Genomic DNA, 26,197 nt, shown 5'->3' on the forward strand with positions numbered 1-26,197 from the left:
GATGCGTTGTGTATCTGCAAGGGTTTCTTCAGTAAGAGTAATCGTCGTGCGGTAACATCCGGTTGGATTGTCTGCTGGTACAAACGGCGGGTTCACTTCAAATGGATATTTAACGTTAGCGTAAATAGGCTTGTCGTAACCTTGCATCTGCCAGTTTGAAGGAACAGTAATTTCATCCCAATCGGTATCATTGAAGTGCGTTTCAATGAACTTGCCATCGACCTGCTCTGGTGCTTCGAATAGCTTAAACTTCCACAAACCATTGAGAGATTGTCGCTGAGCATGAATTTCGTCACGGGCATGGTCAATATTGCGATAACTAGAAAGCGGGCTATGTGCTTTCAGGCAGTGAATGTTCACTGATTGTGGGTTTTCCCAATCGCGTCGTTGAATAATATCTGAAAATGCCATCATGTTTCCTACTTAAGTTTTTATTTCTAATCTTGCTTCACTACGCCAGTTGCGCCCGTAATGAAAAAATCTTTGTTCTTGTCATTCACTACTTAGCTAACTGCTGCACGAGATAGTCTTTTGCTTGGGGGATGCCTTGTTCTTCGGCTTTATTTGCGATTTCTGCCGCTTGTTTTACGTTATTTTTTTCCAGAGCCACATCAATTTGTTCGCGGTATTGTGGCCACTCATCTAGCGAGGTGATTAATGACGTATCTGCTACGGTCGCTTGTTGTTGAGCGTCAGGATTCTTGCCGAGTTCTGCCAATAGTGTTAGTACTGCGTTGTTGTCTGAAGCGCTTGTGGTTACGTCAATCACACCGAATGGTTGGTATTCGGCTGTGAGAGGTAATTGTTTATTGCCGATTACATTTTGTGAGTTTGCGTAGACTTGTTCAGGGTGAATACGGGTTAATTCCTTACCCAGTAAGGCAGTATCGGACGCGATAACAATGTATTTCGCCCCATTAAGTTGTGGATTTATAGTGACGACACTTTCAATGTGTTCCAATCCGCGCATTCCGGTCGTTTGGTAGTCAAACGTTTCAGCTGAGTAGTCGGAAATTAACTGCCAATTGCCGTCATAAATGCGAATGTTTGCCGCAAATAGTGCATTGTTATCGATATAAGACCGAACAAGCAGTGAGAAAGGGGTATCGACGGTGATTCGGTAGCCCGTGACAGGAAGTGCTTGTGGTGAAGTTATTTCTGAACCCGATAAAACCTCAGTACTCAATGTTGGCAAATTGGCGTCCATAACCACTTGCTGGTGGAAAGGCGTAGACAAAGCCGTCAGAGGTAGCGCATCTAGTGTTGAGCAACAAGTCTGTGTGTTGAGGTCAGTATTGAAAGTTTGTTCTGGTAAGCTACTGCACGCACCAAGAGACAGTGCCATGAGTAGAGTTGCCAACGGTTTTAATTTCATCGGTTTTGTCCTTTTACGGGGCGAGAGAATTTCCTCACCCCATTGCGTTCAAAAATAGTAGCTTTGGTGCATTACCACCATGTTTCGACGTTAAAGCCAAACGTCACTTCATCTACGTCGCGCTTGCCGATACTTTGCGACGCGCCATAAACGTCTCCACCGCGGTTCCATTCATCGGTTTTTTCAGAGTAGGTGGCGAATAAGCGCAGTGATGGACGGGCCCAAACCCCTTTGCCTGCCTGGAACATCTGCGCTAACGTGACTTTGTACATATCGTTAGTACCAGCATCATTTTGTGCATCTACTGACTCGTAACCGACTTCCAGTGCGGTCGCCATGTATTCTGTCCAGCTGTATTGAGGTCGAGCACCTACGCTAAACCACTTTTCGCCTTCGTTGTTATCCAGATTTTTGTCTTGATAGGCGATGGAGTACATCACTTGGAAATCTTCATTGACGTTTAAGTCACCAGAGTTAAAGATTCGCCAGCTGTAACCATCATGTTCTACGCCTGTGCTGTATTTACGATTAGAACCGCCCTCTGCACTCATTAAGCCACCCGCAAGCGCATCAGTTCCATATTGGAATGCAAACGTGTTTGAACCATAGCTCCAGGCTTGACGATAAAGGGCAGAAAACATGGCGCCAGAGGTGGTGATGTCACTTTCGTCGTAGCTTGAGTTTTGGGCGAAAACATAGTTCAAACCAACGGTAAGATCCGCACTGTCACTTAATTCAATATCGCTTAAACGTGCATCCAAGTTGTGTAAGCTACGTCCATCAGCACTCGAATTTGGCGCCATCCAGGCAAAATGGCCTTTAGCAAATCCGAGGTCCCAGTTCTCAATACCGATTCCGGTGCTCGAGGTATCCCAGTATTTAATGTCGATCATGTGCACTTCATGACGGCGGTAGAAACGTTCACCTGCCCAGACGGAAGCATCTTCTTGGCCTTCGAAGAGCCCGTAACCAGCTGCCCACATTTGGATCAAGCTAACGTCACCCCAGCTTTCGCCACTTCCCAGGTAAAGGGTGGTATCAAAGTACGCATCGCCTTGCTGCCATACGTCAGCTTTTAAGCCCGCTTCCCACCAGTTCAGTTCGTTACCCAAACGGTAATTACCATAACCCTGACCTGCGCGAATTACGTCGTTACGTTCGCCTTTACCATCGTTGTGTTCGTCATTATCGGTATAGATATTGCCCCATTTTGCGTATCCGAAGTAGGTCATGTTTTCCACTGCGGCCATACTAGCAAGCGGTGCTAGGGCAAGGGTTAACCCAAGCGCTCTTACAAGCGTCTTTTGTTTCATGAAGTGTCTCCATTCTATTTTTTATTTATGGATTTATTTTTTTATTTGAGTCCTAACTCGGTGAGCAGTGTAAATAAACGCTGGAAACGTTTTCATGATCAGATTGGCATTTTTGTCGAAATGATGAGGATATTGCTTTTTTGTGTGATTTTGATCTCTTAATTTGAGGTGTTTAGAGGGCGTTTAGGTTGTTTTTGATGGTTTTGGCTTGGAATCGTTTACTTTAAGAGGGATGTTTTTCTGATAGAGGTACGGTGACAAATGATTATTAAGTTTTTGAAATGACGGGGCTTGATTGAAAAGGCAATCGGAAAGAAAACCCAACTGAACTCAGTTGGGCATGTGAGACAAGGAAGTATAAACAACATGTCGTTCGCGAGCTTAATGCACACGGCGGCGTGCTGAATTGTCAGCTGGAGTATAAAGTTAGGACCCAAGGAGACACTTCATTATAAATCTCGAAGCATTAAGAATACGAGTGTCGGTTAATTACTGCAAGAGTTTGAATGTTTAACTGCGTGGTGTTTAGCCTTGTTTGAACTCTCTAGCACAAGGTTTTATATTTTTATCTTCAATTTACAGATGGTTGTTGTGTTATTGCTGGTCTATGTTACCACCGTAAAGTCGTACGTTTTCTTTCTGACTTGAGTTAAATATAAGAGGGAATTAGATCATACGTCGCTCTCCTCAGTATGGAAAGTTTATCTGTAAACGTTTCCATGATTTTGGTGCAGCTCACAGATTATTTTGTTCTTTTCATTATGATGCGACCTAATTTCCAGTTTAAAGGTAAGGCAAGATGACGGACAAAACACTGATTGAGCTAGCAGGTAACGAGACTCAACTGATCATAGAACTGGGTGAGTATGCGGAGATCCTGCATTGGGGACCGAAGGTTAGTGGTGATATTGAAGGTTATCGTATAACTTTGCAACGCCCAGTGCCTTATGGACGTTTAGATAAAGATGTATCCATGACTCTGAATCCTGAGCTTGGTCGAGGTGTGTTTAGTAGCCCTGGATTGGAAGGTCATCGCGATGGGCAGGATTGGGCGCCAGTATTCGTCATTACGCAAATCGAACAGAGTACAAACGGTATTATTATCGAAAGCGAAGACAAGATTGCTGGTCTGCGCTTAAAAACCACTTTGGCATTGGATGAGAATGATGTGGTTAAGACTCGTCACACGCTAACGAACACTAAAAAGGGGACGTATCACGTCAGTCGTCTTGCAAATACACTTCCGTTACCGGCAAGAGCAAATGAATTGATGACGTATTACGGACGTTGGGTGCATGAATTCCAAACTGTACGCCAACCTTTAACCCAAGGTGGTTACCAACAAGAAAATCGTCGTGGTCGCACATCTCATGAGCATTACCCTGCATTCGTTGCAGGAACCTCCCACTTTGATGAAATGAATGGTGATGTATGGGGATTCCACTTTGCCTGGAGTGGAAACCACAGATTACGTGCGGATGTGAAAGCGGATGGACGTCGATACATGCAGGCAGAAGTGATTTATCTACCCGGTGAAGTGGCTCTCGAAGAAGGCGAAAGCCTTACTACCCCTTGGCTATACGCAAGCTTCAGCAATGCAGGTTTAAATGGCATGAGCCATCACTTCCACTCTCATGTTCGCGATTCAATTTTACCCCGTAACTTTAGCGAAAAACCACGTCCGATTCACTTGAATACCTGGGAGGGCATTTACTTCGACCATGATCCGCAATACATCATGTCGATGGCATCTCAAGCGGCAGAAATGGGTGTAGAGCGATTCATTATTGATGATGGCTGGTTCAAAGGTCGCAATGGTGACAAAGCTGGGTTAGGGGACTGGTTCTTATGTGAATCCAAGTATCCAAAAGGTTTGCAACCGATTGTGGACCACGTAAATGTACTGGGTATGGAGTTTGGTTTGTGGTTCGAGCCAGAAATGATCAACAAAGATTCTGACTTGTACCGCACGAATCCAGATTGGTTACTTGCAGTCGATGGATACGAGCAGCCGACAGGTCGCAACCAGTACGTGATTAACCTGCAAAATGATGACGCCTTTAACTTCTTGTTCGAAAGATTGGATCACTTCCTGTCGAGTTACAACATTGATTACATCAAGTGGGACATGAACCGTGAAGTTGTTCAGCCTGGTCACCTTGGTCGAGCGGCAGCGCACAGTCAAACTCTACGTTACTACGAGTTAGTGGATAAAGTGCGTGAAAAGCACCCTCAAGTAGAGATTGAATCGTGCGCGGCGGGTGGTGGTCGTATTGATTACGAAGTACTAAAACGTACCCATCGTTTCTGGGCTTCGGACAACAACGACGCTCTTGAACGTCAAACCATTCAACGTGGTATGAGCTACTTCTTCCCACCTGAAGTGATGGGAAGCCATATCGGAGCCAGTCATTGTCACAGTACGCGTCGTCGTCACGGTATAGAATTTCGCGGGCTAACCGCTCTGTTTGGTCACATGGGCATCGAGCTTGATCCAGTGAAAGAAGAGCAACAAGAAAAACAGGGGTTTGAGCGTTACATCAGGCTACACAAAGTATTGCGTCCGTTGCTACACGCTGGCAGAACATGGCGAGTGCCAACGGATGATAAAGTACATCAGATTCATGCGGTTGTTTCTGAGGAGCAATCCGAGGCTGTCGTAATGATCGCTCAGCTCGCGATGCCGACCAATTCACTCAGCGGGCATTTCCGCGTGCCGGGGTTGGATCCAGAGGGGATATATCGTGTGTCGGTGTTAGATAAACCTTCTAACTACGACGATATTGTCAATTATCAACCCCCATGGACAGAGTCTGAATGTGAACTCTCCGGTGCGTGGTGTGCTGAAGTTGGTTTAACCATGCCAATTTTAGATCCAGAGACTGCGATGTTAGTGAAGTTTGATCGGGTTTGCGAATAGCACCATAAAACGAGACCTTAATTGATTCCCGCGCTGTTTATTCAAGCCGTACAGACATTAAGTTTGTGCGGCTTTTTGCGTGCATTTTAACACGTATTCATGAAATCGTTTTCATTAAGTGTTGGGTTTAATTATTGATAATTAAGGGTTTGTTTGAATTTTTGTCCAACTTTAAAGACAAAAATAGTGTTCTATATCTCATTTTGAGAACTTTACTGTAAACGTTTCCATGAAGTGGTTGTGGATCACAGTAAGGCAGTAGGTGTGTCAGTAACATTATCATCGAAATATAAATACAATACGTCGACGTTATGGATTCTAGTTAGGGGAATACATAGCAGTACGGCACTAAGGAAAGATTATGTCTGATAAAATTACTCTACAAACCAAGGCTTCATACGGCCTTGGTGCACTTGGTAAAGACTTTGCCTGTGCTCCTATCTATATCTTCTTAATGTTTTACTTTACTGATGTGGCAGGTTTGTCTGCGGCATTTGTAGGTACCATCTTTCTGGCAGCTCGTATCGTAGATGCAGTCACCGACCCTATGATGGGGGTGATCGTAGATAACACGCGATCACGATTTGGTAAATTCCGCCCATGGATTGTGATTGGTACGCTATTAAACGCGGTTGTATTGGTTGGTCTATTTAGTACGCATATGTTCGAAGGTACCGCTCTCTACATCTATGCGGCAGCGGCCTACATCTTATGGGGACTGACTTATACCATCATGGATATTCCATACTGGTCAATGATTCCAGCGTTATCTAGCTCTCGCGAGGAACGTGAGAAGTTAGTCGTTTGGCCTCGTCTGTTCGCTAGCCTTGCATGGTTCATCACGGGTACTTATGGCTTACACATTGTGGGTGAGTTAGGTAACGGTAACCAAGGTGATGGTTTCTTTAACGTCGCAATGCTGATTGCGGTTCTGTTTGTTATGAGTGCATTCCTGATTGCACGTAACGTCAAAGAGAAGGATGCACCTACAAATGCAAAAACTGCAGAAAAATTTAACTTCAAAGATGTGCTGGCCATTATTGGAAAAAACGACCAGCTGAAAGCACTGATTGGTACTGTTCTTTCATTCCAAATTGCAAACCTTTTGGTTGGTGGTTTTGCGATTTACTACTTTTCTTACGCATTAGGCGATGCGGAATTATTCCCTGTCTACATGATGGTTGCAGGCGCTGCAGAAGTGGCAGGCGTCTTCTTATTTCCTCGTATAGCGGCAGCACTTCCACGTAAAAACCTATGGCTAATTGCTTGTGGTTTCCCTGTTCTTTCCTGTGTGCTGCTGCTTGTTATGGGTTTCGTTGCTCCGGCAAATGCGCTAATGATTGGTATGGCAGGTGCTGCAATTAAGTTTGGTGTGGGCATTGCAAACGCACTACAAACGGTGATGTTAGCTGACGTTGTTGACTATGGTGAGCATAAAACAGGTCGTCGCAGTGAAAGTGTTATTTTCTCAGTACAAACCATGCTGGTGAAATTCGCTGGTGCAGCGGGTGGTTTCATTGTGGGTGTCGGCTTATCGATTATTGGTTATGTACCAAACGTTGAACAATCAGAAAGCACGATTATGGGTCTTGAATTTATGATGATTGGTCTACCTGCCATCATGATGATCATCAGCGGTATTATCTACCGACGTTACTACCGTTTACACGAAGGCTTTAATAAAGACGACGCTGAGCAAGAGGTGCTGACAGAAAGTTCTCCAGCTGAAGCCTAATCGCTAAAGTTGTCAGTCAAAACTACAAGGGAGCGTCCAATACTGGACGCTCCCCTTTGTTTTACTCATCATTCTTTTTTATTCAACGGTGCTGCTTTCAAACGCATTTGCGCCCATTTTTTTACCGTCCAATGTTTTACCGTAGTAACCTTGATGCTGGTGGTATTTTTCCGCATTCGCGGCGACACTGCCTTTAAAGCGAGGGTCTTGAGGACGATCGTGACTGTTGACGTACGCGGCCACATCCCATGCTTCCTGCTCTGTAAGCTGTACACTTTTGCCAAGCGGCATATTCTCGTAAATAAAGTAAGCCGCGGTGTTGATACGGTGCATACCAGCGCCCCAGTTATACGCGTTTGCGCCCCAAAGTGGTGGGATGTAAGAGTGACCATAGCTGTCTTTTATGCCAGCTCCATCAACGCTATGGCAGGTTTCGCAGTTCTTTGCGTAAACCAATGCGCCTCGCTCAGGTGACGGCGCTTGCTCTGGTGCTGGTATTTTAGGGTAGCCACGACCAGCAAGTTTACCGCGCTCTTCCACCGGTAACGCCTGAGCAATGACTTCTGGCAGTGGGAAGTCTGGCGCTTTTCCGCCTGTTTGCAGCGTTTTGGCGTCTATCTCAGGAATTGGTTCATCGCTCATGCCATGCTGATCAAGCAAGCCACCCATGGCTAGCCAGTAGGCATAAGAACTCAGCGCGACGATTTCTGGTGAGTCATAAGCTGGTGCTTTACCGTTCATGGAATATTCGAAGCAGCCCTGGATACGGTCTGCATAACTGTTGACGCGATCGTTTTTCTTACGGTAAGCCGGATAAGCCATGTAGGCTGCCCACAATGGTGCTGCATTGGCTTTGCGTCCGGCTTCCATATGGCAGTTCACACAATTTTGCTCATTGCCGACGTACTTTCCGCGCATCTGCTGAGAGTTCACAAATAGCGAATAGCCGCGTTTTACTTGCTCGCCAAATTCGGTATTGGCAATAGTGCTGAGGTCGCGTGGCTTCAGATACTCACTCTGACTTTCTTTTTCAACTGCTGGCAGTTCTTTTTGGCGATCAGGTAATTGTTCATTCGCTATAGCAGTAGCAGAAATGACAGGTAACACAAATAAAGAATAGAAACGTTTCATGTCTGCTCCTAATAACGTAATGAGGCAAAGTAGTGGGAAAGGTTTTCGATCTCTTTATCGGTGAGATTCTTTGCGATGGAACTCATCATATTGAGCGGGTCACCACTACGAGTGCCATTTTTCCATGCCATTAATTGTGCTTTTAAATAGTCAGCATGTTGACTGGCAAGGCGAGGGAATTTGTCGACTCCCATACCGCTGGCACCGTGACAAGTTGCACAAGCGGGAATGTTGCGATCCCAATCTCCCTGGAAAATTAGCTTACGATAAGGGCTGCGAATGTTGGCTTGGTCACCGCGTTTCTCTGGGTTTGAGAACTCATAACTTGGCAGGCTCGCGTAGTACTCAAGTACCTCTTTACGAACGTTAGGGTCGCTTAGCTCTTGAGCCATACCTTGCATGACCGGATCTTTACGTTCACCACTAAGGAAGAGCTCTATTTGCGTGTTGAGATAGTTCGCGTTTAAACCGGCAATCATAGGAGCGATATTGGCTTGGCCCATACCATCTTGACCATGACAACCGCTACATACGCCAGCCTTTTCAGGAATAGACGAGGCGTTAGCGCCCATTGTGGTGGCCAGCAAACAGGCTGTGACCACTGAAAGAACTTTTAACATGCTGACTCACTTTGTCGTTTTTATAATCGCAATATTGTCTTCTTTATCAATAATTGGCGGTATTGTGGATTTCCACATTTTTGACGCTGAGAACGTGAGAGGGCTGCCCCAAAAGGACAGCCCCGAAGGTTAAGCTTTGACTATCTTAGCTGGCAGGGATTGACGTGCCGCTGCACCGACCACCCAATCCAATAAAACGCCTTTTCCTTCTCGGGTTGGATCTATCAAGCCAATGTCATTGATGTTGACTCCATCTTGGCTACGAACCTTTACTGGCTGTTGCTTATCGCCAATCCAGTGCGAGCGTTGTCCTAGTTCAGTATGGCCAAACCCATGTTCAAATCCGAGAGAGCCTTGGCGGATCCCGCTGACTACCATTGCGAGTGCTTTGGTGCTGGCTGACGGGGTTTGGATAATAAACTCGTCACCCGTTTTAATGCCGGCACGCTCGGCATCGAGAGGGTGGATGTACACCGGGTTCACGCCTTTAATGGAGTTCAATCTTGGCGATAAATTGGATACCGCACTGTGAATGTTGGATTTAAAGTTGGTCAGATGGAATGGCCATTCCGAGCTCGGGAATTGTTCTTCCATCGGGGTGCCATCAGCCAGTTTTTGTTGATGCCATGTCGGACAGCCGGTGTAGAAATCACCGGTCATGGTGTTTCTTGCGCTGCCGACACGTTCGTTCCATATTGCGACAGGGCGTGTCCATTTATGTTTCATTTGCTCTCCTTGATAGGCTTCGGTGGCATTTTCAAAGCGCCCGCCACGAGCAAAAATAAAGGCCACGCGTTTCATCTCATCGGGGGTGAGCGTTTTTTGCATCGCTGGCATCAAACGCTCTAACCCTGACCACGCGATGTCTTCCGCCGAAACTTCCGGAACGCTACCTTTTACGTAGGCTAAGTTGGCCGCTGAGCGTAGGTAGAAATCTTCAGCGCTATGAAGATTGTGCCAATTGCCTTGTGCGTCTTGAATGGCATTCTCACCAAACCCGCCCAGCCGCATTTTCTTGGCGACATCAATCAAAAAGTTCTCTAAACAAATCGTTCGACCGTCGGTTGTTTTCTCTGTACGTGATTCCACAATCGGCCAGCGAGCGGTGATGGTTTTCACTGGCACACCATGCCACGGTGTTGCCATCCCCCAGCTTTCGTAGGTTACCGTATCTGGAACAATATAGTCCGACAGAGCAGTGGTTTCGTTGATAAACGCATCGACAGAGACAATCAAGCCAAGTTGTTGCGGATCTTTCAGCTTGTCTTCCAACAGCGTTTTTAAACCGGGTACACCATACATAGGGTTCGCCATATGGTTGATCCAAGCTTTGACGCGGTAGGGGTAACCATCAATAGCAGCAGACAGATGTTCCGTCAGCAGTGGTGCAGCAAACGGATACCAAGGTGCGCGAGTTGGGTAAGGGGACTCACCAGCCGATACTCGGCGTTTATATTCACTGGTCTTGTGATACGGAAATTTACTGCGAGAGAGAAAGACGCCCTTTGGACCAACTTTACCGGGAAATTTGGTGAAGTCGTAGCGAGGGCCATTGGCGGATGTTGGATAGCCACCCGCTTTCGCCATCGCGCCACCTTTCATGTTGATATTACCAATCAGTGCGTTGAGCATCATGATGGTAAACGCATTGTAGAACCCGTTGGTGTGCATGTTGCCACCGTGGGTATCGACCACCGCTTTTGTACCATGACTGGTGAAACGTTTTGCTAATTCCACAATTTGTTCGACAGGGATTTCACACTGCTGACTGTAAAACTCCAGGTTGTATTTGAACGCCTCTTCTTTGAGTCTTTGCAGGGAAGATTTTACCCGAACGTCACCCGAAGATAGTGCCACGGTTTTATCGACAAACAGTGCCGCCTCACCCGTTTGGGTATGAATGCCAAAGTCGCCGCTTTGCGCATCCACGATGACATACGGATCTGAATCAGACAGTGCTTCGCCGTCGTACGGTTGATTCAGATCGGAAGCACGCAAAAACGTCCCATTTCTTGGATGCTGTTCATCGCTGATCACGAGGTGTGTTGCATTACACCAATGTGCGGTTCCGGCGCGTTTCATCGCGTTAGCCCCCGGTTGTGCTAAGAAGGCTTTGTTGTAACGTTGGTTGTCGATAATCCACTGGATCATACCAAGCACAAGGGCTGAATCGGTACCGGGTTTAATGGGAATCCAGCGATTGTTGTCACCCGCCGCCAAACTTGACGATCCTGCAGGCAAACTCGGCGTAATGATGGTGTACTCCAAATTACCATTGGTTCGTGCATTGGCAAGTTGACGAGCTTGACGCTTGAATGGATTACCAGCTTGAGCCGGTGACATGCCAATAAAGATGATGTACTCCGCGTTATCAAAGTCTGGCTTCAAGTGGGCAAACTTATCCAAGTCATTCATAAATGCACCGCTACCAGCGCGGAAAGCGTAGCCACAGTATGAACCGTGGTGACCGAAGTTACGCGTACCATAGCTATTGAAAGCGAAGCGTTTGAATATGTCGTCTCTACCTTCGTTTCCGGCATTGGTCATGAGTAATTGATTGGCTTTCGGACCATATTCTGGATTATCAGGATCGACAGGAGTCTCTAAATCACGAATCGCACGCAGCCCATCAACATGGCCTTCACCAAATAGGTCTCCTCCTTCGACGACTTCTTCTAACAATTGCTCGTAGCTAATCGGAACCCATTTTCCTTCGCCGCGTTTACCAACACGTTTTAGTGGTTGAGTGATACGATACGGGCTGTTTCGAATTTCTAGCATCCCATTGCCACGCGCACAGGCTGTCGAACGACCCTCAAGACCGGCCTCTCCGGCCAAACCTAAATAAGCGTCTTTGACTGGTGTTTCGAAGGGAATAGAGTGTTGTTGTGAAAGCGGGTGGTACGGGTTGCCACTGATACGTAAAATTTCATCACTGCGGTTATCGATGCGAACGCGCAATCCACATAATGACCAGCAGCCAAAGCACATTGATGGCGCGACGCGTTGGTTCGGATTCGGAATCAGGTTGCCTTTGTTGTTGACGGTGTATTCTGGTTCAAGAGAGTTACCGTGGTGAATATCACGAGTTTTTTCGCCTGCGGTGCCTTCAAGCGCACCTTCTACCATGTGTTTGGTGGTCGTAGCATATCCAGCAGCGAATGCGCCCAGCCCACCCACTGCAATGCCTGATTTCAAAAACTGACGGCGTTTGTTATCCATAATGAAATCCTCTTCAATTAGCGTTCGGTTGAGGTGAGTGGTGTAGTGTGTGTTTTGGTGCTTTGTTTTGGCTGAATCAATTCAGTGCCTAGTGTGGCCAGTGCTAGCCACAACCCGAACATACCGATGATGCCTAGCCAGCCATTCTCATCCATAGTCAATTGGTACGGATACAGACCTGCATCGAATTTGGCGATGGTCTGTACTTCCATGATGGTGAACCAGCGAACCAGCCACGCGCTTGCAAGAGAGGTTAATGACATACAAGACAACCCAAAGATGCGGCGAAAGTGACAAGATGTGGACGTGTTACTGTCTCTCAACGTAATGAACGCGATTAACACACTGCCTAAAATTATCAAGGTGAGCAGGGCTATGTTTTGTACCCATTGGTCGCTTGAATAAAGTGAGAATGTAGAGTTATTGGATGCCCAAATTGGCATGAGAATCAGGGTTAAGCCTCCGCTTATTAACACAGACTTTTTCAGTAAATTGGTATCGCCCGAGGATAGGCTTTTTGAGTTGCTTGGTAGTAGTAGCCAGATCAGCAGAGCAAAACCAACTGCGCCCATAAATGCAGTGACGAACCAAAGAATAGGCGAAGCAGGTTGGTGCCATAAAGAGCGTGACTGAACAACGGCGATTTCAGCACCGGTATACAGCGCGATGCTTAGGCCCGATAACACAGTGGTGATAGATATCCTGAGCATGGCTCTGCGTGAGATCGTCCAATCACCCAGTGAGAGCTTAGACAGAAACGGCAACACTTTCCCAGGTTGGTTGCGCAGTGCGATAAAATCCTGACGCAGATACAGCCAGGCTGTTATCACCGCTAAACCTGAAAAAACGGGAAGGAATAATGATCCTAGTGACATCCACGACCATGGGGTGATGTGCGCGTAAAAATGCCACGCACGACCAGGTTGATGAAGATCGCCCGTTAATGCCAGAGGTCCCACGATAGCGCCGAACGCTAACGTCAATACCAGTGCTGCACGGAGCCGGTGGCTGGTGTATTGTTCAAACAGCAATGCGATCAGGAAAAGAATTGCGGCGGCATATGCGGAGCCGATATAGAAGAAATACTGCACTGCCCACGGGAGCCAGGCCATCGCTTGAGGTTGGACTAACACTTCGGTGATGTTCATGCGTGTTCTCCTTCTGGGTCGTAAATAGCAGGTTGTCCGTCTATGTGATGTGTAAAGCGTTCATCCATGCCGATATAAAACACATGCGGATTGGTGCCTTCGTTAGGTTTCAGCACTTTAATCTCGTGTTGATGTTCCGCGATTAAGCAGCGAATTTCGCTGGATGGGTCGTTCAAATCGCCAATCACACGTGCACCGCCAACACAGGTCTCGACACAAGCCGGCAGCAAGCCTTTTTCTAAACGATGAGCACAGAAGGTGCATTTATCTGCCGTCAGTGTGTCTTCATTAATGAAACGAGCATCGTAAGGGCAGGCTTGTACGCAATAAGCGCAGGCCACACAGCGGCTGTTATCGACCATGACCACACCATCTTCACGTTGAAACGTGGCTTGAACCGGGCAAACCGCCACACAGGGTGGATTGTCACAGTGATTGCAAAGGCGAGGGAGCATAAAGGCTTTCGCTTCTCGGGTGGTTTTAGAGCCATCATCAAGCGTGACTTCGTACTGTTTCACCGTGGTACGAAACTGGCCGATAGGCGCCTGGTTTTCTATACTGCAACCCACAGTACAGGCTTGGCAGCCGACGCATTTACGTAGATCAATCACCATGGCATAACGTTTACCGACTTGTCCTTTTCGGTCGGCGGAGTGGTTATTGCGAATGACATTTCCTGCCGTTGCAGTGCCAATGCCAGCAATAGGGATTAGTGCGGCACCAGCTGTGACGGCACTGAGAAAGCGACGTTTGGTGGAATCCATAACTCACCTGCTTAGTTGAATTTGAACTGATTGATTCCATTGTGAGAAATGAATCGAGAGGTCGATATAGTGGATTTCCACATACCCAGATCAAACTTGATCTAAAACAAATGTGGATTACCTAACGTAGCTGTTATTCTTGTTGCATCACTTTCGACGGAGCGATTCGATTCATCATGAAAAAAACGCCGCGGCTGTTTCAACTTTGGATGCTTTGCTTGGCTGTCATGTCACCTTTGGCTCTGGCAACCGCTTTGCCACAAACTGAGCAACAAGGCGTTAAACTTTCACAAGTGAAACAACAAGAGGCTAAGCAGACCGTTGAAGTTGGTGTATTGGCGATACGTGGACACTTCTATGCCGAGCAGAGATGGCAGCCGACCATCGATTGGCTGAATCAACAAACTCCTGATGTGCATTTTGTACTTCATCCACTTAACTTAGATGAGATGGGTGACGCGGTGAAGTTGCAGACCATGGATTTCATCTTAACCAATCCCGGTCAAGCAGTGCGATTAGGCAGGCAATACGCGCTATCCTGGATGGCTACATTGACCAGTCGCGCCCCGCAACATTCCAACTATGGCATTGGCTCGGCGCTGGTGGTTCGTGCCGATTCGACCTATAAAACATTGCAAGACGTAGCGGGGTTGCCAGTGGCTGCGGTATCAGAAAAAGCATTTGGTGGTTATTTAACATTACGCTACCAGATAGTAGAAATGGGGCTGGATCCGAATGATTTCTTTGCTGATGTTCGCTATCTCGGCTTTCCTATTGATGCCAACCTTTACCAATTACGTGATGGCAATGTGGAAGCGGCCGTGGTGCCCGCCTGTTTATTGGAGCGGATGCAAAGCGAAGGATTGTTGCAGATAGGTGGCTACCGAGTGTTAAATCAGCAGCCGAACCAAGGTTCACCATGTGCAGTTTCGACGCCGCTATACCCTAATTGGTCGTTTGCCAAAACCGAGAAGGGTTCCACTCTATTGGCTAAAAGAGTCGCCCAGGTGTTATTGGCGATGCCTGCAGATCATCCTGCGAGTATTGCGGCTGGTGCGTCGGGATGGACATCACCCGTCAGCCTGCTGAGCATTGACAAACTTTATCAGGCGTTAGACCTTCACCCCCTGCAACAACCATGGTGGCAGGATGCCTTCCGCTGGCTGAAGAACCATCAAGAATGGGCGTGGGCGTTGTTCCTTTTTGTGATTGTGTTGAACGCTTACCACTTTTGGCTTGAGTATCGCTTTAGTAAAAGCAAGCAGGCTTTGGAGCAGACGTCGCTAAGACTGAAAGAAAAAAGTGAGCAACTAGAGCACTCACAGAGAGTCGCGATTGTCGGAGAGATTGGCAGCAGCCTGGCGCATGAGCTCAACCAGCCGTTGGCGGCGATTCGTAATTACAGCGAGGGTGGGTTACTTCGCCTGGCCAAGAAACGTCCCCACGAAGACATTGTCCCGGTCCTTGAGAAAATACAGGGACAGGTCGAAAGAGCCGATGCGATCATACAGCGCTTGAGAACATTAATTCGTAAAAGAAGTGTCGATAAAGCGCCTTGTGATATTGAAGCGCTAATCGATGACACGATTGAGCTGCTTCACTTCCGACTGCAAAAGCAGAATGTTTCCATCGTAACCAGTTGCGAAGGAGAGACGCATTCTATATTGGCGGATGCTGTAGGCGTTCAGCAAGTTTTGGTTAATGTGATCAATAACGCGATTGATGCCTGTGCATTGTTCCAGGAAAAATATCACACTTCCGGTTATCAAGGTAAAATTGCGCTGCATAGTGACTATCAGGCGAATCAGCTTTCCATTCGAGTGCTGGATAATGGCACCGGGTTACAGCAAGAAAACCCGACCGAAGCGTTTGTGACCAATAAAGCAGAAGGGCTTGGGTTGGGGCTGGCAATTTGTCGCGATGTCATGGAATTACACGGTGGCGAGTTTGTTATCCATTCGACTACGCCGCACGGCTGTGTGGTTGAGCTCGTGTTTCCATATCAACCGTAACTAGGAGTAGGATCATTCAATGACCGACAGTGAAAAACAATTGCCCGTTTATGTGGTCGACGATGACGAATCGGTACGTGATTCGCTGGCTTTTATGTTAGAGGAACATGATTTCAACGTTACGACTTTTGCAGACGGACCGTCTTTTCTAAATGAGGTAGACATTCATCAGGCGGGGTGCGTGATTCTTGATAGCCGAATGCCTAACCTGCGTGGTCAGCAGGTGCATCAAATTCTTAACCAGGCGAGTAGCCCACTCTCTGTTATCTACCTGACGGGTCATGGTGATGTACCGATGGCCGTTGACGCGTTGCAGGCGGGGGCGGTCAACTTTTTCCAAAAGCCAGTCAAAGGTGATGAATTAGCCCAAGCCATTTTGCAAGGGCAGGTACTATCAGCAGCCAGTCTTGATATGGCCGCAGCAAAATCGGCTTATGAGTCACTAACGCCGCGTGAAAAGGATATTTTACGTTTGATCATTGAAGGCAAACGCAACATCCGCATCGCCGATGAGCTTTGCATCGCGATGAGAACGGTCGAAGTTCATCGCGCCAGTTTAATGAAAAAGTTTTCAGCTAAAACGGTAGCGGAACTGGCTTACATCTATGGCAAGTTAGCGCTTCAGTAGGCGGGGAGTAGGAGTAAACTGGCTCAGACTCTGGCTACATCCACTGACACACTGAGGTTGTGTGTCTCACCACCATCAAATATCACCCCCTGCAACGGTGGAACATCGGCATAATCACGTCCCCAGCCAGTAACGATATGCTGATCGTGAGCGATCAAATCGTTAGTCGGGTCAAATTCTACCCAGCCAAGATCAGGAATAAAAATGGCAAACCAAGCATGAGAGGCATCAGCACCGACGAGTTTTTCTTTGCCCGGAGGCGGCAGGGTTTCTATGTAACCACTCATATAACGTGCCGCAAAACCAACCGATCGCAGACAGCCTATCGCCAGCTGGGCATAGTCCTGACACACGCCTCGTTTCTCTTTCAGAACCTGCTCGGTTGGCGTTGTGACATCGGTGGCGGTCGGATCAAAAGTAAACTCGGTAAATATTTTATGGGTAAACGCCATTGCCGCTTTTAATACCGGCTGATGATCACTAAACAGTTCTTGTGCATATTGCCTGAGGTTCTCTGAGCGCTTTATCTGCAATGAGTCTAAGCAGAACTCTTGCGCTAACCTAATCTCGGCACTTTCTGCACGAGCCATAATGTCTCGAAGTTCACCACAGGTAAGCGGATGGTTTTCTATCACTTCAGCCCAGTTGTGCGGTTGGACTTCCAAAAAGCTGGTGACATCTATGGTGAGTTCCTTATGTGGCTCCTGAATGGAGAAGTAAAAGGTTTCGTTGCCGAAATAATCCTGCCCTTCATTCTGGTACAACGGCTTTGGCGTCACCCTAATCTTTCGGTTAAAACAGCGCTGATTTATTGTATCCCTGGGTAGCAGGTGCGCCATGTTATAACAAAGTGTCACTGGCGAACTGTAGGAGTAGGTCGTTTTATGCTGAACTTTGTATCTCATACATCCAATTTCCATTTGGGTTTAATCAGCTGTTGTGGCCCAGCTGTGTGATCAAAGTATTTATCGCTGACCAGTGAAGTAAATTGCTCCAGTTGCGCGATAACCTTATTCATCAGAGCGCTAAATTCCTCTCTGCTCTGGTTGTTTGGGTTTGCCTTCGATAGCTGTTCTAAATCCGTAAGCTGAATATCGTTTAGCGTTTGCAATATCAACCTGTTCTCGCTGGTTAATCCACCTGGAATAAAGGTGTGATTATCCGGCAGCATATCCAGAAACTCTTTCAGTTTTTCGGTCTGGTAGACCAGTGAACGTGGATTCGAAGGGTCGACCATTAACAGATCCAGGCCAAAGGCGACTCGAGTTCTGGTGCGATAGCGTCTCCTGAACGAAATGAGTGCTTCCATACTAAGGAGCACGGATTCCAGTACTTGTTGCTGCGGTAAACTCTCTAGTTTGATGCTTAAAGTCGACTGGAATAGTTTTGCGGTCTGAATTGCCCTTTCGGTACGCTGACCAATCTGTTGAAATATCCAGTCTTGCCCTCGTAGCATGCTGTCGTTACTCAATCCCGACAGCGCCAACAACATGGTCATCAAGTTATCCAGCGATTCTTCTGGCGCTTCAGGTAAGCCGCTGACGTAAGCTCTGTCCAACTCATTGAGGTTGTCACGCAGTTTGTTAAGTACAATTCGGGTGTCGGCAGACAGGCGATCTCGCACATTATCACTGCAAGAAAGCATGGCCAGTAAGTTGGATTTGATACTGCCTATTCGGTTGCCGTTCACCACCAAATCGGCCAGTTCTGCCTCTGGGTTTTCGAGCAGTTCGGAATTACCTTCAACGAACCCAGGCAGGCAGTTGGTTTGCAACGAGATAGCTTTTAAGAGCGTATCTCTTGCCGGTGATGATAGCTCTTCGATACCATTTAGTTGTTTAAATAACACCCGCATCAGGCGGATGCTTAGCTCTGCACGCTCAGCATAACGTCCAAACCAGAAGAAGTTTTCGACTACCCGGCTCGGCACATTCCCATGCTGAGCAACATGAAAGCCTGGTTCGTCGAGCAGTGACTGATGCGTCAGGTCCGGCTCATTGGCGGTTATCCAGGTATCCTTGCTACGAGCACCGGATAGACTGGTGACGATATAGTCGTTATCTGATTGAGTCACACGACTTAACGCGCCTGGCATCACGCAGTATCGGTTTCCATCAGCGACGGTAAAGGCTTTCAGTAGGCTATGTCGGCGCTTTATTTTCGAACCTGAACAGACAGGAACCGTAGAGCCTGGGATATAAGTCTGTGCCACATACTGTTTCGGATTCGCCTTAATCATCTCCAGCGTTTTTACCTTTTCTTCCGCTGATAAACAGTGGCCGTAAATGGTTTTGCTGTGTGCTTTACGGTAAGCCGGCTTGATAATTAGGTTTTGCAGATTCTGTGTTACGAACTCCATCGTGCCATCGATACCGCACCAGTAAGTATCAACGCTATGTAGCTTCAAAGGTTTACCCAATAAGTATTCACATATCTTTGGCAGAAAGGCCATTAGAACCGGAGATTCGAGTACCGCACTACCCAGTGGGTTGGCGAGCACGACATTGCCACTTCGGGCGGCTTCGAGCAGCCCTGGAATGCCACAGAAAGAATCTGGTCGCAGTTCGGATTGGTCACAGTCATTGTCATCAGTGCGGCGCAGAATCACATCGACTGGCGTTAAACCAGAGAGGGATTTCAGCCATACTTTGCCACTTCTGACCGTTAAGTCCCCGGCTTGCACCAGAGGGTAGCCCAAATAGTTGGCCAGATAGGTGTGTTCAAAGTAGGTACTGCTTCCTGAACCTGGGGTTAAAAGCACGATTCTTGGGGGGTCGGTTTTGTGCGCCGCAAGCTGACTGAGGGTGTTTTTCATGGTCTGGAAGAAGCTGGAAAGGCGTCTTACATTGCTACGACGAAATACCGATGGCAATACTCTGGATATTACGGTGCGGTTTTCTAACGCATAGCCGGCTCCGGAAGGTGCTTGTGTTCTGTCACTGATGACAACGTAGGAACCATCCGAGTCGCGAACAAGGTCAATAGAATGGAAGATAAGATTTTTCAATCCTGGAATATCAATCCCGTAACACTGGCGCAAGAAGCCAGGGTGGGAATAAATAATCTCTGCCGGTATCACGCCATCTTTGATGAGTCGTTGTTCGCCGTAGATATCTTTCAGAATAAGATCAAATAACTCCGAGCGCTGAGCCAGGCCTTTCTCTGTCTCTTGCCATTCACTCTGGTCGATAATATTCGGCAGCACGTCCAGAGACCAGACGGTCGGAGAGAGTGGATCGTTTTTCAGATCATAAGTCGCGCCATCATCTCGCAGAATCCGCTGAGCGCGCTTTTGTAAATCTTCCAGATGGCCATCTTTCAGTTTATCCAGATGAGTAAAGAGAGGTTGCCAGTGCAATCTGGTTTGCTGGATGTCATCATACGCCTCATCGTAGGCCTTTTTTGCTGCCTGATAAGGACCAATTAGGGGCGGATCTTCTTCCGCCCCGGCGTAGTCTGAAACGAATTGACTCATATTACCTTTATGCTACTACCTTGAGAGTTATTGCCTAGTATATACCACCCGGAAAGGACAACCAGCTCAGCGGTGAATATATGATTCAACTTTAGCGATTCGCTCATCCAATACGACGACTTCGTTTTCGTAGATCCAGAGTATTTGGGTATTCGTGGCATATCTCCTCTGAAGGTGGTGCCATCGGGCGCGGCGCCGTCTTGTTCTCATAGAAGCTGCGTAGGGCATTGAACTCTGGAGGTGGGTTCAGTGTCCCCTGAGTAAAACCATGATCCCAGAAACGGTTTACCCGTCGAGCTTCTGCTTCGTTGCCGTTAACCGGGAAGGTTTCATAGCTTCTTCCTCCCGGGTGGCTCACATGGTAAGTACAACCGCCGATAGAGACGCCGTTCCATGTGTCGATCAAATCGAATACAAGCGGAGAGTCTATTCTCAGTGTCGGGTGCAGTGCTGACGGTGGCGCCCACGCTCTATAGCGCACAGCTGCTACATATTCCCCTTGTCTGCCGGTCGGTTTCAAAGGTACACGGCGGCCATTACACGTAAGTACATAGCGGCTTTCTGTCATCCCGCTCAATCGAACTTGCAGACGTTCCACCGAGGAGTCAACAAAGCGACTGGTGCCAGTTTGAGTGATTTCCTCTCCAAGAACGTGCCAAGGCTCAATTGCCCAGCGAAGCTCAATTTCAATACCATCTATCTGCTGCCTGCCGTAATGTGGGAAACGGAACTCCTCAAATGGCGCCAGCCACTCCAACTTAAACGGAAACCCATGACGTTGAAGATCGTCTACAACCTCTTTGATATCCTGCCAGACGTGATAAGGCATCATAAATTTATCGTGCAGGGTCGTACCCCAGCGTATCAAGGGTTTGTGGTAAGGGTCTTTCCAGAAACGTGCTACCAGACAGCGCAGCAACAGTGTTTGTACCAATGCCATTCTGGCGTGCGGCGGCATCTCAAAACCGCGGAATTCCAATAATCCCTGTCTGCCGCTACTGGTGCCAGCCGCATAAAGTTTATCGATACAGAACTCGGAACGATGAGTATTACCCGTTACATCGACCAGCAAGTTTCTCATTAATCTGTCTGCCAACCAGGGTTGATCAACCAGCCCCTCAGGGAAGTTCTGGAACGCGATCTCCATTTCGTACAACGCTTCATCTCGTCCTTCATCGGGGCGAGGTGCCTGACTTGTTGGGCCAATAAACATGCCTGAAAAGAGGTAAGAAAGCCCTGGGTGATGTTGCCAGTAATTAACCAGGCTGCGCAACAGATCCGGCTTTCTTAATAAGGGACTGTCAGCTGGTGTCGGGCCACCAAGTGTAATGTGGTTACCGCCACCGGTACCGGTATGACGACCATCCAACATAAACTTCTCTGTGCCAAGACGGCACTGATGCGCCTGTTCATAGAGAATTTCGGTGTTCTCAACTAACTCCTGCCAGTTTTTCGAAGGATGAATATTAACTTCGATCACGCCCGGGTCGGGTGTGATAAGGAACTTCTGTAAACGATGGTCTTTCGGTGGTTCGTAACCTTCAATGACCACCGGAATAGAGAGGGCACTGGCTGTCGCTTCTATGTGATAGATGAGTTCGACATAGTGCTCCAGATGAGTCACCGGCGGTAAAAACAGATGCAATCGGCCGTCTCTTGGCTCGACACAAATTGAAGTACGGATCACTTCAACTGTCTTTGTGTTATCTTTGCTTTGTTCTATCTGTGATGTCTGAGGTTGCTGTCGTTGCGCAACACTATCCGTTAATGAATAGACTGGCAGTGCCTCTCTGGCTTCAAATGGGTCGCGTTCTGGCGGTATTTCCTCTTCGCTGACCTGCGGCAGAGAGTCGAGCGGAAGTCGGTATCCCATCGGGCTGTCTCCGGGGATCAGCGTTATCACATCACTTCGCATTGGCCACAGTGAGCTCTGCCAGCCTTGTCCGTCAAAGGAAACCGGAAGTACATAACCGCTGATGCTCTCCAGTCCACGTCCAAGCAGTTTGGCGAGGCGGCGTCTCTCCAAGTCATCACTCAGCTTAGCTTTTTTCGGGTTGGCGGACTCGGGTAGGGATCGCTCTAGCCAGAGGTAGTAAAGCGAGTCTTCATAGGCTGGTTGCAAGTACTGAGAATTTATTCCCAGCCGTTCACAAAGCAGCTGTCCAAAACGTTCTGCATCCTCGATAGTGTGTTGGTAGTTTTTGTCCACCCGTGCCAGCAAGGCGGGGTCGTGCCACAACGCTTCGCCATCGGTACGCCAAAAACAGCCAAGTGCCCATCGCGGTAACTCTTCGCCCGGATACCACTTACCTTGACCATAGTGAAGCAGTGCATGGGTGTTGAATTTGTCCTTCAGTCCAATAAGCAGATCTTTTGCCAGTTTGAGCTTATCCGCGCCCAGTGCTTTTGTGTTCCACTGCGCTGAATCCATATCATCAATAGAGACAAACGTCGGTTCACCCCCCATAGTCAGGCGTACGTCCATCTCATCCAGCTGTTCGTCCACCGCGCAACCAAGTGCTTTGATGTTTTCCCACTCGTCATCCGTATATGGTTTGGTCACGCGCGGGTCTTCATGAATTCGGATCACTGTATTGCTGTATTCAAATTCACATTCGCACTCGTCGGTCGCACCAGTAATCGGTGCGGCGGAGATAGGGTCTGCGGTACAGGCGAGCGGAATGTGTCCTTCTCCGGCAAATAAGCCACTAGTCGGATCAAGACCTACCCAGCCAGCTCCAGGCAAATAAACTTCACACCAGGCATGCAGGTCAGTAAAGTCTTCTTCCGGGCCAGAAGGGCCGTCTAACGATTTTATGTCAGAGGTCAGCTGAACCAGATAACCGGACGCAAAGCGCGCTGCCAGCCCAAGGCTACGCAGGATTTGAACCAGCAGCCAAGCCGTATCGCGGCAGGAACCTTTTTTCAGGGTTAGCGTTTCCTGGCATGTCTGCACGCCCGGCTCCATACGAATTCCGTATTCTATTTGACCAGCCAGTTTGCTGTTTAGCTCGACCAGAAAATCGACAATGCGCTTTTTGCTGCGGTCGACATCCGCCAGCCACTGCTCGAGTTCTTTACTAGACTCTGCAACAGATAAATAAGGTGCTAATTCCTCGCTCAAGAGCGCGTCGTATTTGAACGGGTAATTCTCTGCGTACTCTTCGATAAAGAAGTCGAACGGATTAATCACCGTCATATCGGCGATGACTTCCACCTCAAACTTCAGCTCGCGCATCTTTTCCGGAAATACCAACCTGGCCTGATAGTTACCAAATGGGTCCTGTTGCCAGTTAACAAAGTGCTCTTCTGGCTCTACTTTAAGAGAATAACCGTGAATATGAGTGCGTGAGTGAGGGGCTGGCCTCAGCCTTAAAAGGTGAGGCGATACCTTTACGTCACGGTCGAATTTATACGAGGTTTTGTGCTGGATAGCTACACGTATGGTCATGCCGCTTCTCCGTGATTAAAGTTAAACCAAGTTTCACAAATTTCTGCCTGAAGGTTGATCAGTGCTAACTGTATATCGTTCAGGTAATTACTGAACTCCTGACAAATGCTTTCGTTGTGCTCAATGCTGTAGGTGGTATCCAACAACTGTTCTATGTGTAAGATAATCTCTTCGTGTCGTGGCAGGTACATTGCCGCACTCTTTATCTGCTTGAGGCAAAAAGCCTGTGAACGAGGAAAATCTTCGTCGGTAAGTAAGAAGGTCGTGGTATTAACGCCATCAATACCGCAGCGCATGGTACGCAGGTAATTTTGATAGGCGCTTTGTGACTTGAGTACCTTTGGCCAGATAATCTGTTCCAGCAGAACTTCTTCTTCCGGTAAGGCTTTTATCTTCAGACTGACGGCGGAATCCAGAATACGAGTATTCATGTCCGCACGCTCGAGATAACGACCCATAATGATAAAACTCCAGGCGGCATCTCGGCTCATCGCATTGCTTAGTAAGCCAATGATCTTTCTGCATCCTTCGAGCACAGTATTCAGATAGTCGTATCGGTCGCCTCGGTTTATACCTTTTTGCAGGTTCTTACGGGCATAGATATCAAGCTCATTGACAAGCTCCCACATCTCTTCAGGGACAACATCCCGGGTTGTGCGTATATTTTCGCGTACCATCTTAAGAGAAGACAACATTGAGCCTGGATGATCTTCACTGGCAAGCAAAAAGCGCACAACGTTTCTTTCGCTCTTATCTTTATACTTTTTAGTGAACTCAGGCACACTGCCGCTTATCTCTATCAGGTTGTACCACGAGATGCGAACATCCTTTGGTAAGTCAAATAATAGTTCATCGTAAACACTGATCAGACGGACGATGTTTTCAACTCGTTCCAGGTATCGGGCACTCCAGAACAGTCGTTCAGCAACTCTTGATAACATTACTTGTTTCCTTCTGTTTTTACGATCCAGGTATCTTTACTACCGCCACCCTGAGAGGAGTTGACGACCAGCGAGCCTTTTTTCATTGCGACCCGGGTGAGGCCTCCTGCGGTTACGTAGGTTTTCTTGCTCTGCAGAATAAAAGGGCGTAGGTCCAAGTGTCTCGGTTCCAGTTTTCCTTTTTCTATCAGAGTCGGTGCCGTAGAGAGCTTTAGCGTCGGCTGTGCGATATAGTTGCGAGGGTTATTCTTAATAAGCTCGGCGAAAACGGCCTGTTCTTTTTTGCTGGAATGAGGGCCAACCAACATGCCGTAGCCGCCAGATTCGTTGGCTGGCTTTACAACCAGCTTATCTAAGTTTTTTAGCACGTATTCCCGGTCGTCTTTATTTTCACACAAGAAGGTTTCTACATTAGGCAGGATAGGTTCTTCATCCAGATAATATTTAATAAGCTGTGGCACGTATGCATAAACCACTTTGTCATCTGCAACACCAGCGCCTGGTGCGTTAGCGAGTGCAACGTTGCCTTTTTTCCATGCTCGCATCAATCCAGGAACACCAAGCATGGAGTCTGGGTCGAATGCTTCAGGATCTAAAAACATGTCGTCTATGCGGCGATAGATCACATCCACACGTTCAGGTCCGTAGATGGTTTTCATGTAGACGCAGTCGTCTTTGCCTACATAGAGGTCTCCGCCTTCGACTAACTCTGCGCCCATCTGTTGGGCGAGAAAAGCGTGTTCAAAATAGGCTGAATTGTAGATGCCAGGGGTTAAAACGACGATTTCTGGTCGCGGAATATCTCTTGGTGAGAGCGCTTGTAGCGTATCCAGAAGCTGAGAAGGGTAGGAGTCCACTTTTCTGATATTGTCGTTTTCAAACAGCTCTGGTAACACCCTTTTCGTGACGGCTCGGTTTTCCAGCATATAAGAAACGCCTGAAGGGACACGGAGGTTATCTTCCAGCACATAAAACTGTCCGTCATCAGCTCGCACCAAATCGGTGCCACAAATATGCGCCCAGACACCAAAAGGGGGAGAGACACCGACACACTCAGGGCGAAAATTTTTCGATTCTTTAATGATATGAGCGGGAATAATGCCGTCTTTTATGCAGTTTTGATCGTGATAAAGATCGTCGATAAACCGGTTGAGTGCGGTAAGACGCTGCTTTAAGCCTTTTTCTGCAGCTTCCCAGTCTTTGGCATCAATGGTTCTTGGAATAATGTCAAACGGCCATGCACGGTCTATGTTGCCCTCTTCGGTATAAACAGTAAAGCTGATGCCCATTTCCTGAATGGTCGCTTCTGCCGCCAGCTTACGTTTATTCAGTTCTTCAGCAGGCAAGCTATCGATATAGCTCAATAGTCTGCACGACGAATCTCTGTATTTACCTTCGTTGTCGATGAGTTCATCAAAATACTCACCACAGTCATAACCATCGGTTAATTTGCTCATAGCGG

The 26,197-nt window shown here is 47.7% G+C and carries 17 protein-coding genes; 4 read left to right on the forward strand and 13 right to left on the reverse strand.

All coding sequences use genetic code 11. From position 1 onward, the window contains the following. From RXX31_RS10530 to RXX31_RS10540, 3 genes are all read right to left on the reverse strand, one after another. The coding region (locus RXX31_RS10530; protein ID WP_411197975.1) for a sugar-binding domain-containing protein at positions 1-414 on the reverse strand (414 nt) is incomplete at its 3' end. Between the two features lie 85 nt (positions 415-499). Next, the gene (locus RXX31_RS10535; protein WP_317589230.1) at positions 500-1,375 is read right to left on the reverse strand and encodes a MalM family protein; all 876 of its coding nucleotides are present in this window, start codon (positions 1,373-1,375) and stop codon (positions 500-502) included. Between the two features lie 71 nt (positions 1,376-1,446). Then, on the reverse strand, positions 1,447-2,688 hold the full coding sequence (locus RXX31_RS10540; protein ID WP_317589231.1) for a carbohydrate porin: 1,242 nt from the start codon (positions 2,686-2,688) through the stop codon (positions 1,447-1,449). Between the two features lie 799 nt (positions 2,689-3,487). Between RXX31_RS10540 and RXX31_RS10545 the strand changes: the two genes are divergently transcribed. Both RXX31_RS10545 and melB read left to right on the forward strand, forming a co-directional pair. Beyond that, the gene (locus tag RXX31_RS10545; protein WP_317589233.1) at positions 3,488-5,608 is read left to right on the forward strand and encodes an alpha-galactosidase; all 2,121 of its coding nucleotides are present in this window, start codon (positions 3,488-3,490) and stop codon (positions 5,606-5,608) included. Positions 5,609-5,969: 361 nt separating this feature from the next. Continuing rightward, positions 5,970-7,343 carry a melibiose:sodium transporter MelB gene (melB, locus tag RXX31_RS10550; RefSeq protein ID WP_317589235.1) on the forward strand — a complete coding sequence of 458 codons (1,374 nt, stop codon included), beginning with the start codon at positions 5,970-5,972 and terminating at the stop codon, positions 7,341-7,343. Between the two features lie 78 nt (positions 7,344-7,421). Here the strand turns inward: melB and RXX31_RS10555 are convergent, their stop codons facing one another. From RXX31_RS10555 to dsrO, 5 genes are all read right to left on the reverse strand, one after another. Continuing rightward, a complete protein-coding gene (locus RXX31_RS10555) occupies positions 7,422-8,474 on the reverse strand; it encodes a c-type cytochrome (RefSeq protein WP_317589237.1) in 1,053 nt (350 codons plus the stop codon). Positions 8,475-8,482: 8 nt separating this feature from the next. Beyond that, positions 8,483-9,094 (reverse strand): c-type cytochrome, encoded by a 612-nt coding sequence (locus RXX31_RS10560; RefSeq protein WP_411197976.1) that lies wholly within the window; start codon positions 9,092-9,094, stop codon positions 8,483-8,485. A gap of 129 nt (positions 9,095-9,223) precedes the next feature. Continuing rightward, the gene (locus tag RXX31_RS10565) at positions 9,224-12,316 is read right to left on the reverse strand and encodes a tetrathionate reductase subunit A (RefSeq protein ID WP_317589239.1); all 3,093 of its coding nucleotides are present in this window, start codon (positions 12,314-12,316) and stop codon (positions 9,224-9,226) included. A 17-nt stretch (positions 12,317-12,333) separates the two neighbouring features. Continuing rightward, positions 12,334-13,464: an NrfD/PsrC family molybdoenzyme membrane anchor subunit gene (nrfD, locus tag RXX31_RS10570; RefSeq protein WP_317589241.1), complete on the reverse strand. Its 1,131-nt coding sequence runs from the start codon at positions 13,462-13,464 to the stop codon at positions 12,334-12,336. Next, entirely contained in the window at positions 13,461-14,228 is a 768-nt protein-coding gene (gene dsrO / locus RXX31_RS10575) for a sulfate reduction electron transfer complex DsrMKJOP subunit DsrO (protein WP_317589243.1), read from the reverse strand. Before dsrO ends, nrfD begins: the two co-directional genes overlap by 4 nt. Before the next feature lie 176 nt (positions 14,229-14,404). Here dsrO and RXX31_RS10580 point away from each other — a divergent pair, with 176 nt between their 5' ends. Both RXX31_RS10580 and RXX31_RS10585 read left to right on the forward strand, forming a co-directional pair. After that, positions 14,405-16,240 carry a PhnD/SsuA/transferrin family substrate-binding protein gene (locus RXX31_RS10580; RefSeq protein ID WP_317589244.1) on the forward strand — a complete coding sequence of 612 codons (1,836 nt, stop codon included), beginning with the start codon at positions 14,405-14,407 and terminating at the stop codon, positions 16,238-16,240. 19 nt (positions 16,241-16,259) lie between these two features. Continuing rightward, complete coding sequence (locus RXX31_RS10585) at positions 16,260-16,868, forward strand: response regulator transcription factor (RefSeq protein WP_317589246.1); 609 nt, start codon at positions 16,260-16,262, stop codon at positions 16,866-16,868. Positions 16,869-16,891: 23 nt separating this feature from the next. Here the strand turns inward: RXX31_RS10585 and RXX31_RS10590 are convergent, their stop codons facing one another. The 5 genes from RXX31_RS10590 to RXX31_RS10610 form a co-directional block, all read right to left on the reverse strand. Continuing rightward, positions 16,892-17,773, reverse strand: a complete 882-nt coding sequence (locus tag RXX31_RS10590) for a transglutaminase family protein (RefSeq protein WP_317589247.1) — start codon at positions 17,771-17,773, stop codon at positions 16,892-16,894. After that, entirely contained in the window at positions 17,770-20,343 is a 2,574-nt protein-coding gene (locus RXX31_RS10595; RefSeq protein ID WP_317589248.1) for a circularly permuted type 2 ATP-grasp protein, read from the reverse strand. The genes RXX31_RS10590 and RXX31_RS10595 overlap by 4 nt, the downstream gene beginning before the upstream one ends. Before the next feature lie 103 nt (positions 20,344-20,446). Further along, positions 20,447-23,794 (reverse strand): transglutaminase family protein, encoded by a 3,348-nt coding sequence (locus RXX31_RS10600; RefSeq protein ID WP_317589250.1) that lies wholly within the window; start codon positions 23,792-23,794, stop codon positions 20,447-20,449. Then, the gene (locus tag RXX31_RS10605) at positions 23,791-24,735 is read right to left on the reverse strand and encodes an alpha-E domain-containing protein (protein ID WP_317589251.1); all 945 of its coding nucleotides are present in this window, start codon (positions 24,733-24,735) and stop codon (positions 23,791-23,793) included. Before RXX31_RS10605 ends, RXX31_RS10600 begins: the two co-directional genes overlap by 4 nt. After that, positions 24,735-26,192 (reverse strand): circularly permuted type 2 ATP-grasp protein, encoded by a 1,458-nt coding sequence (locus RXX31_RS10610; protein WP_317589252.1) that lies wholly within the window; start codon positions 26,190-26,192, stop codon positions 24,735-24,737. The genes RXX31_RS10605 and RXX31_RS10610 overlap by 1 nt, the downstream gene beginning before the upstream one ends. Positions 26,193-26,197 lie beyond the last annotated feature (5 nt).

Origin of the sequence: Vibrio sp. EA2 (genome assembly GCF_033042495.1) — a bacterium.
In the GTDB taxonomy this organism is placed as follows: Bacteria; Pseudomonadota; Gammaproteobacteria; order Enterobacterales; family Vibrionaceae; genus Vibrio.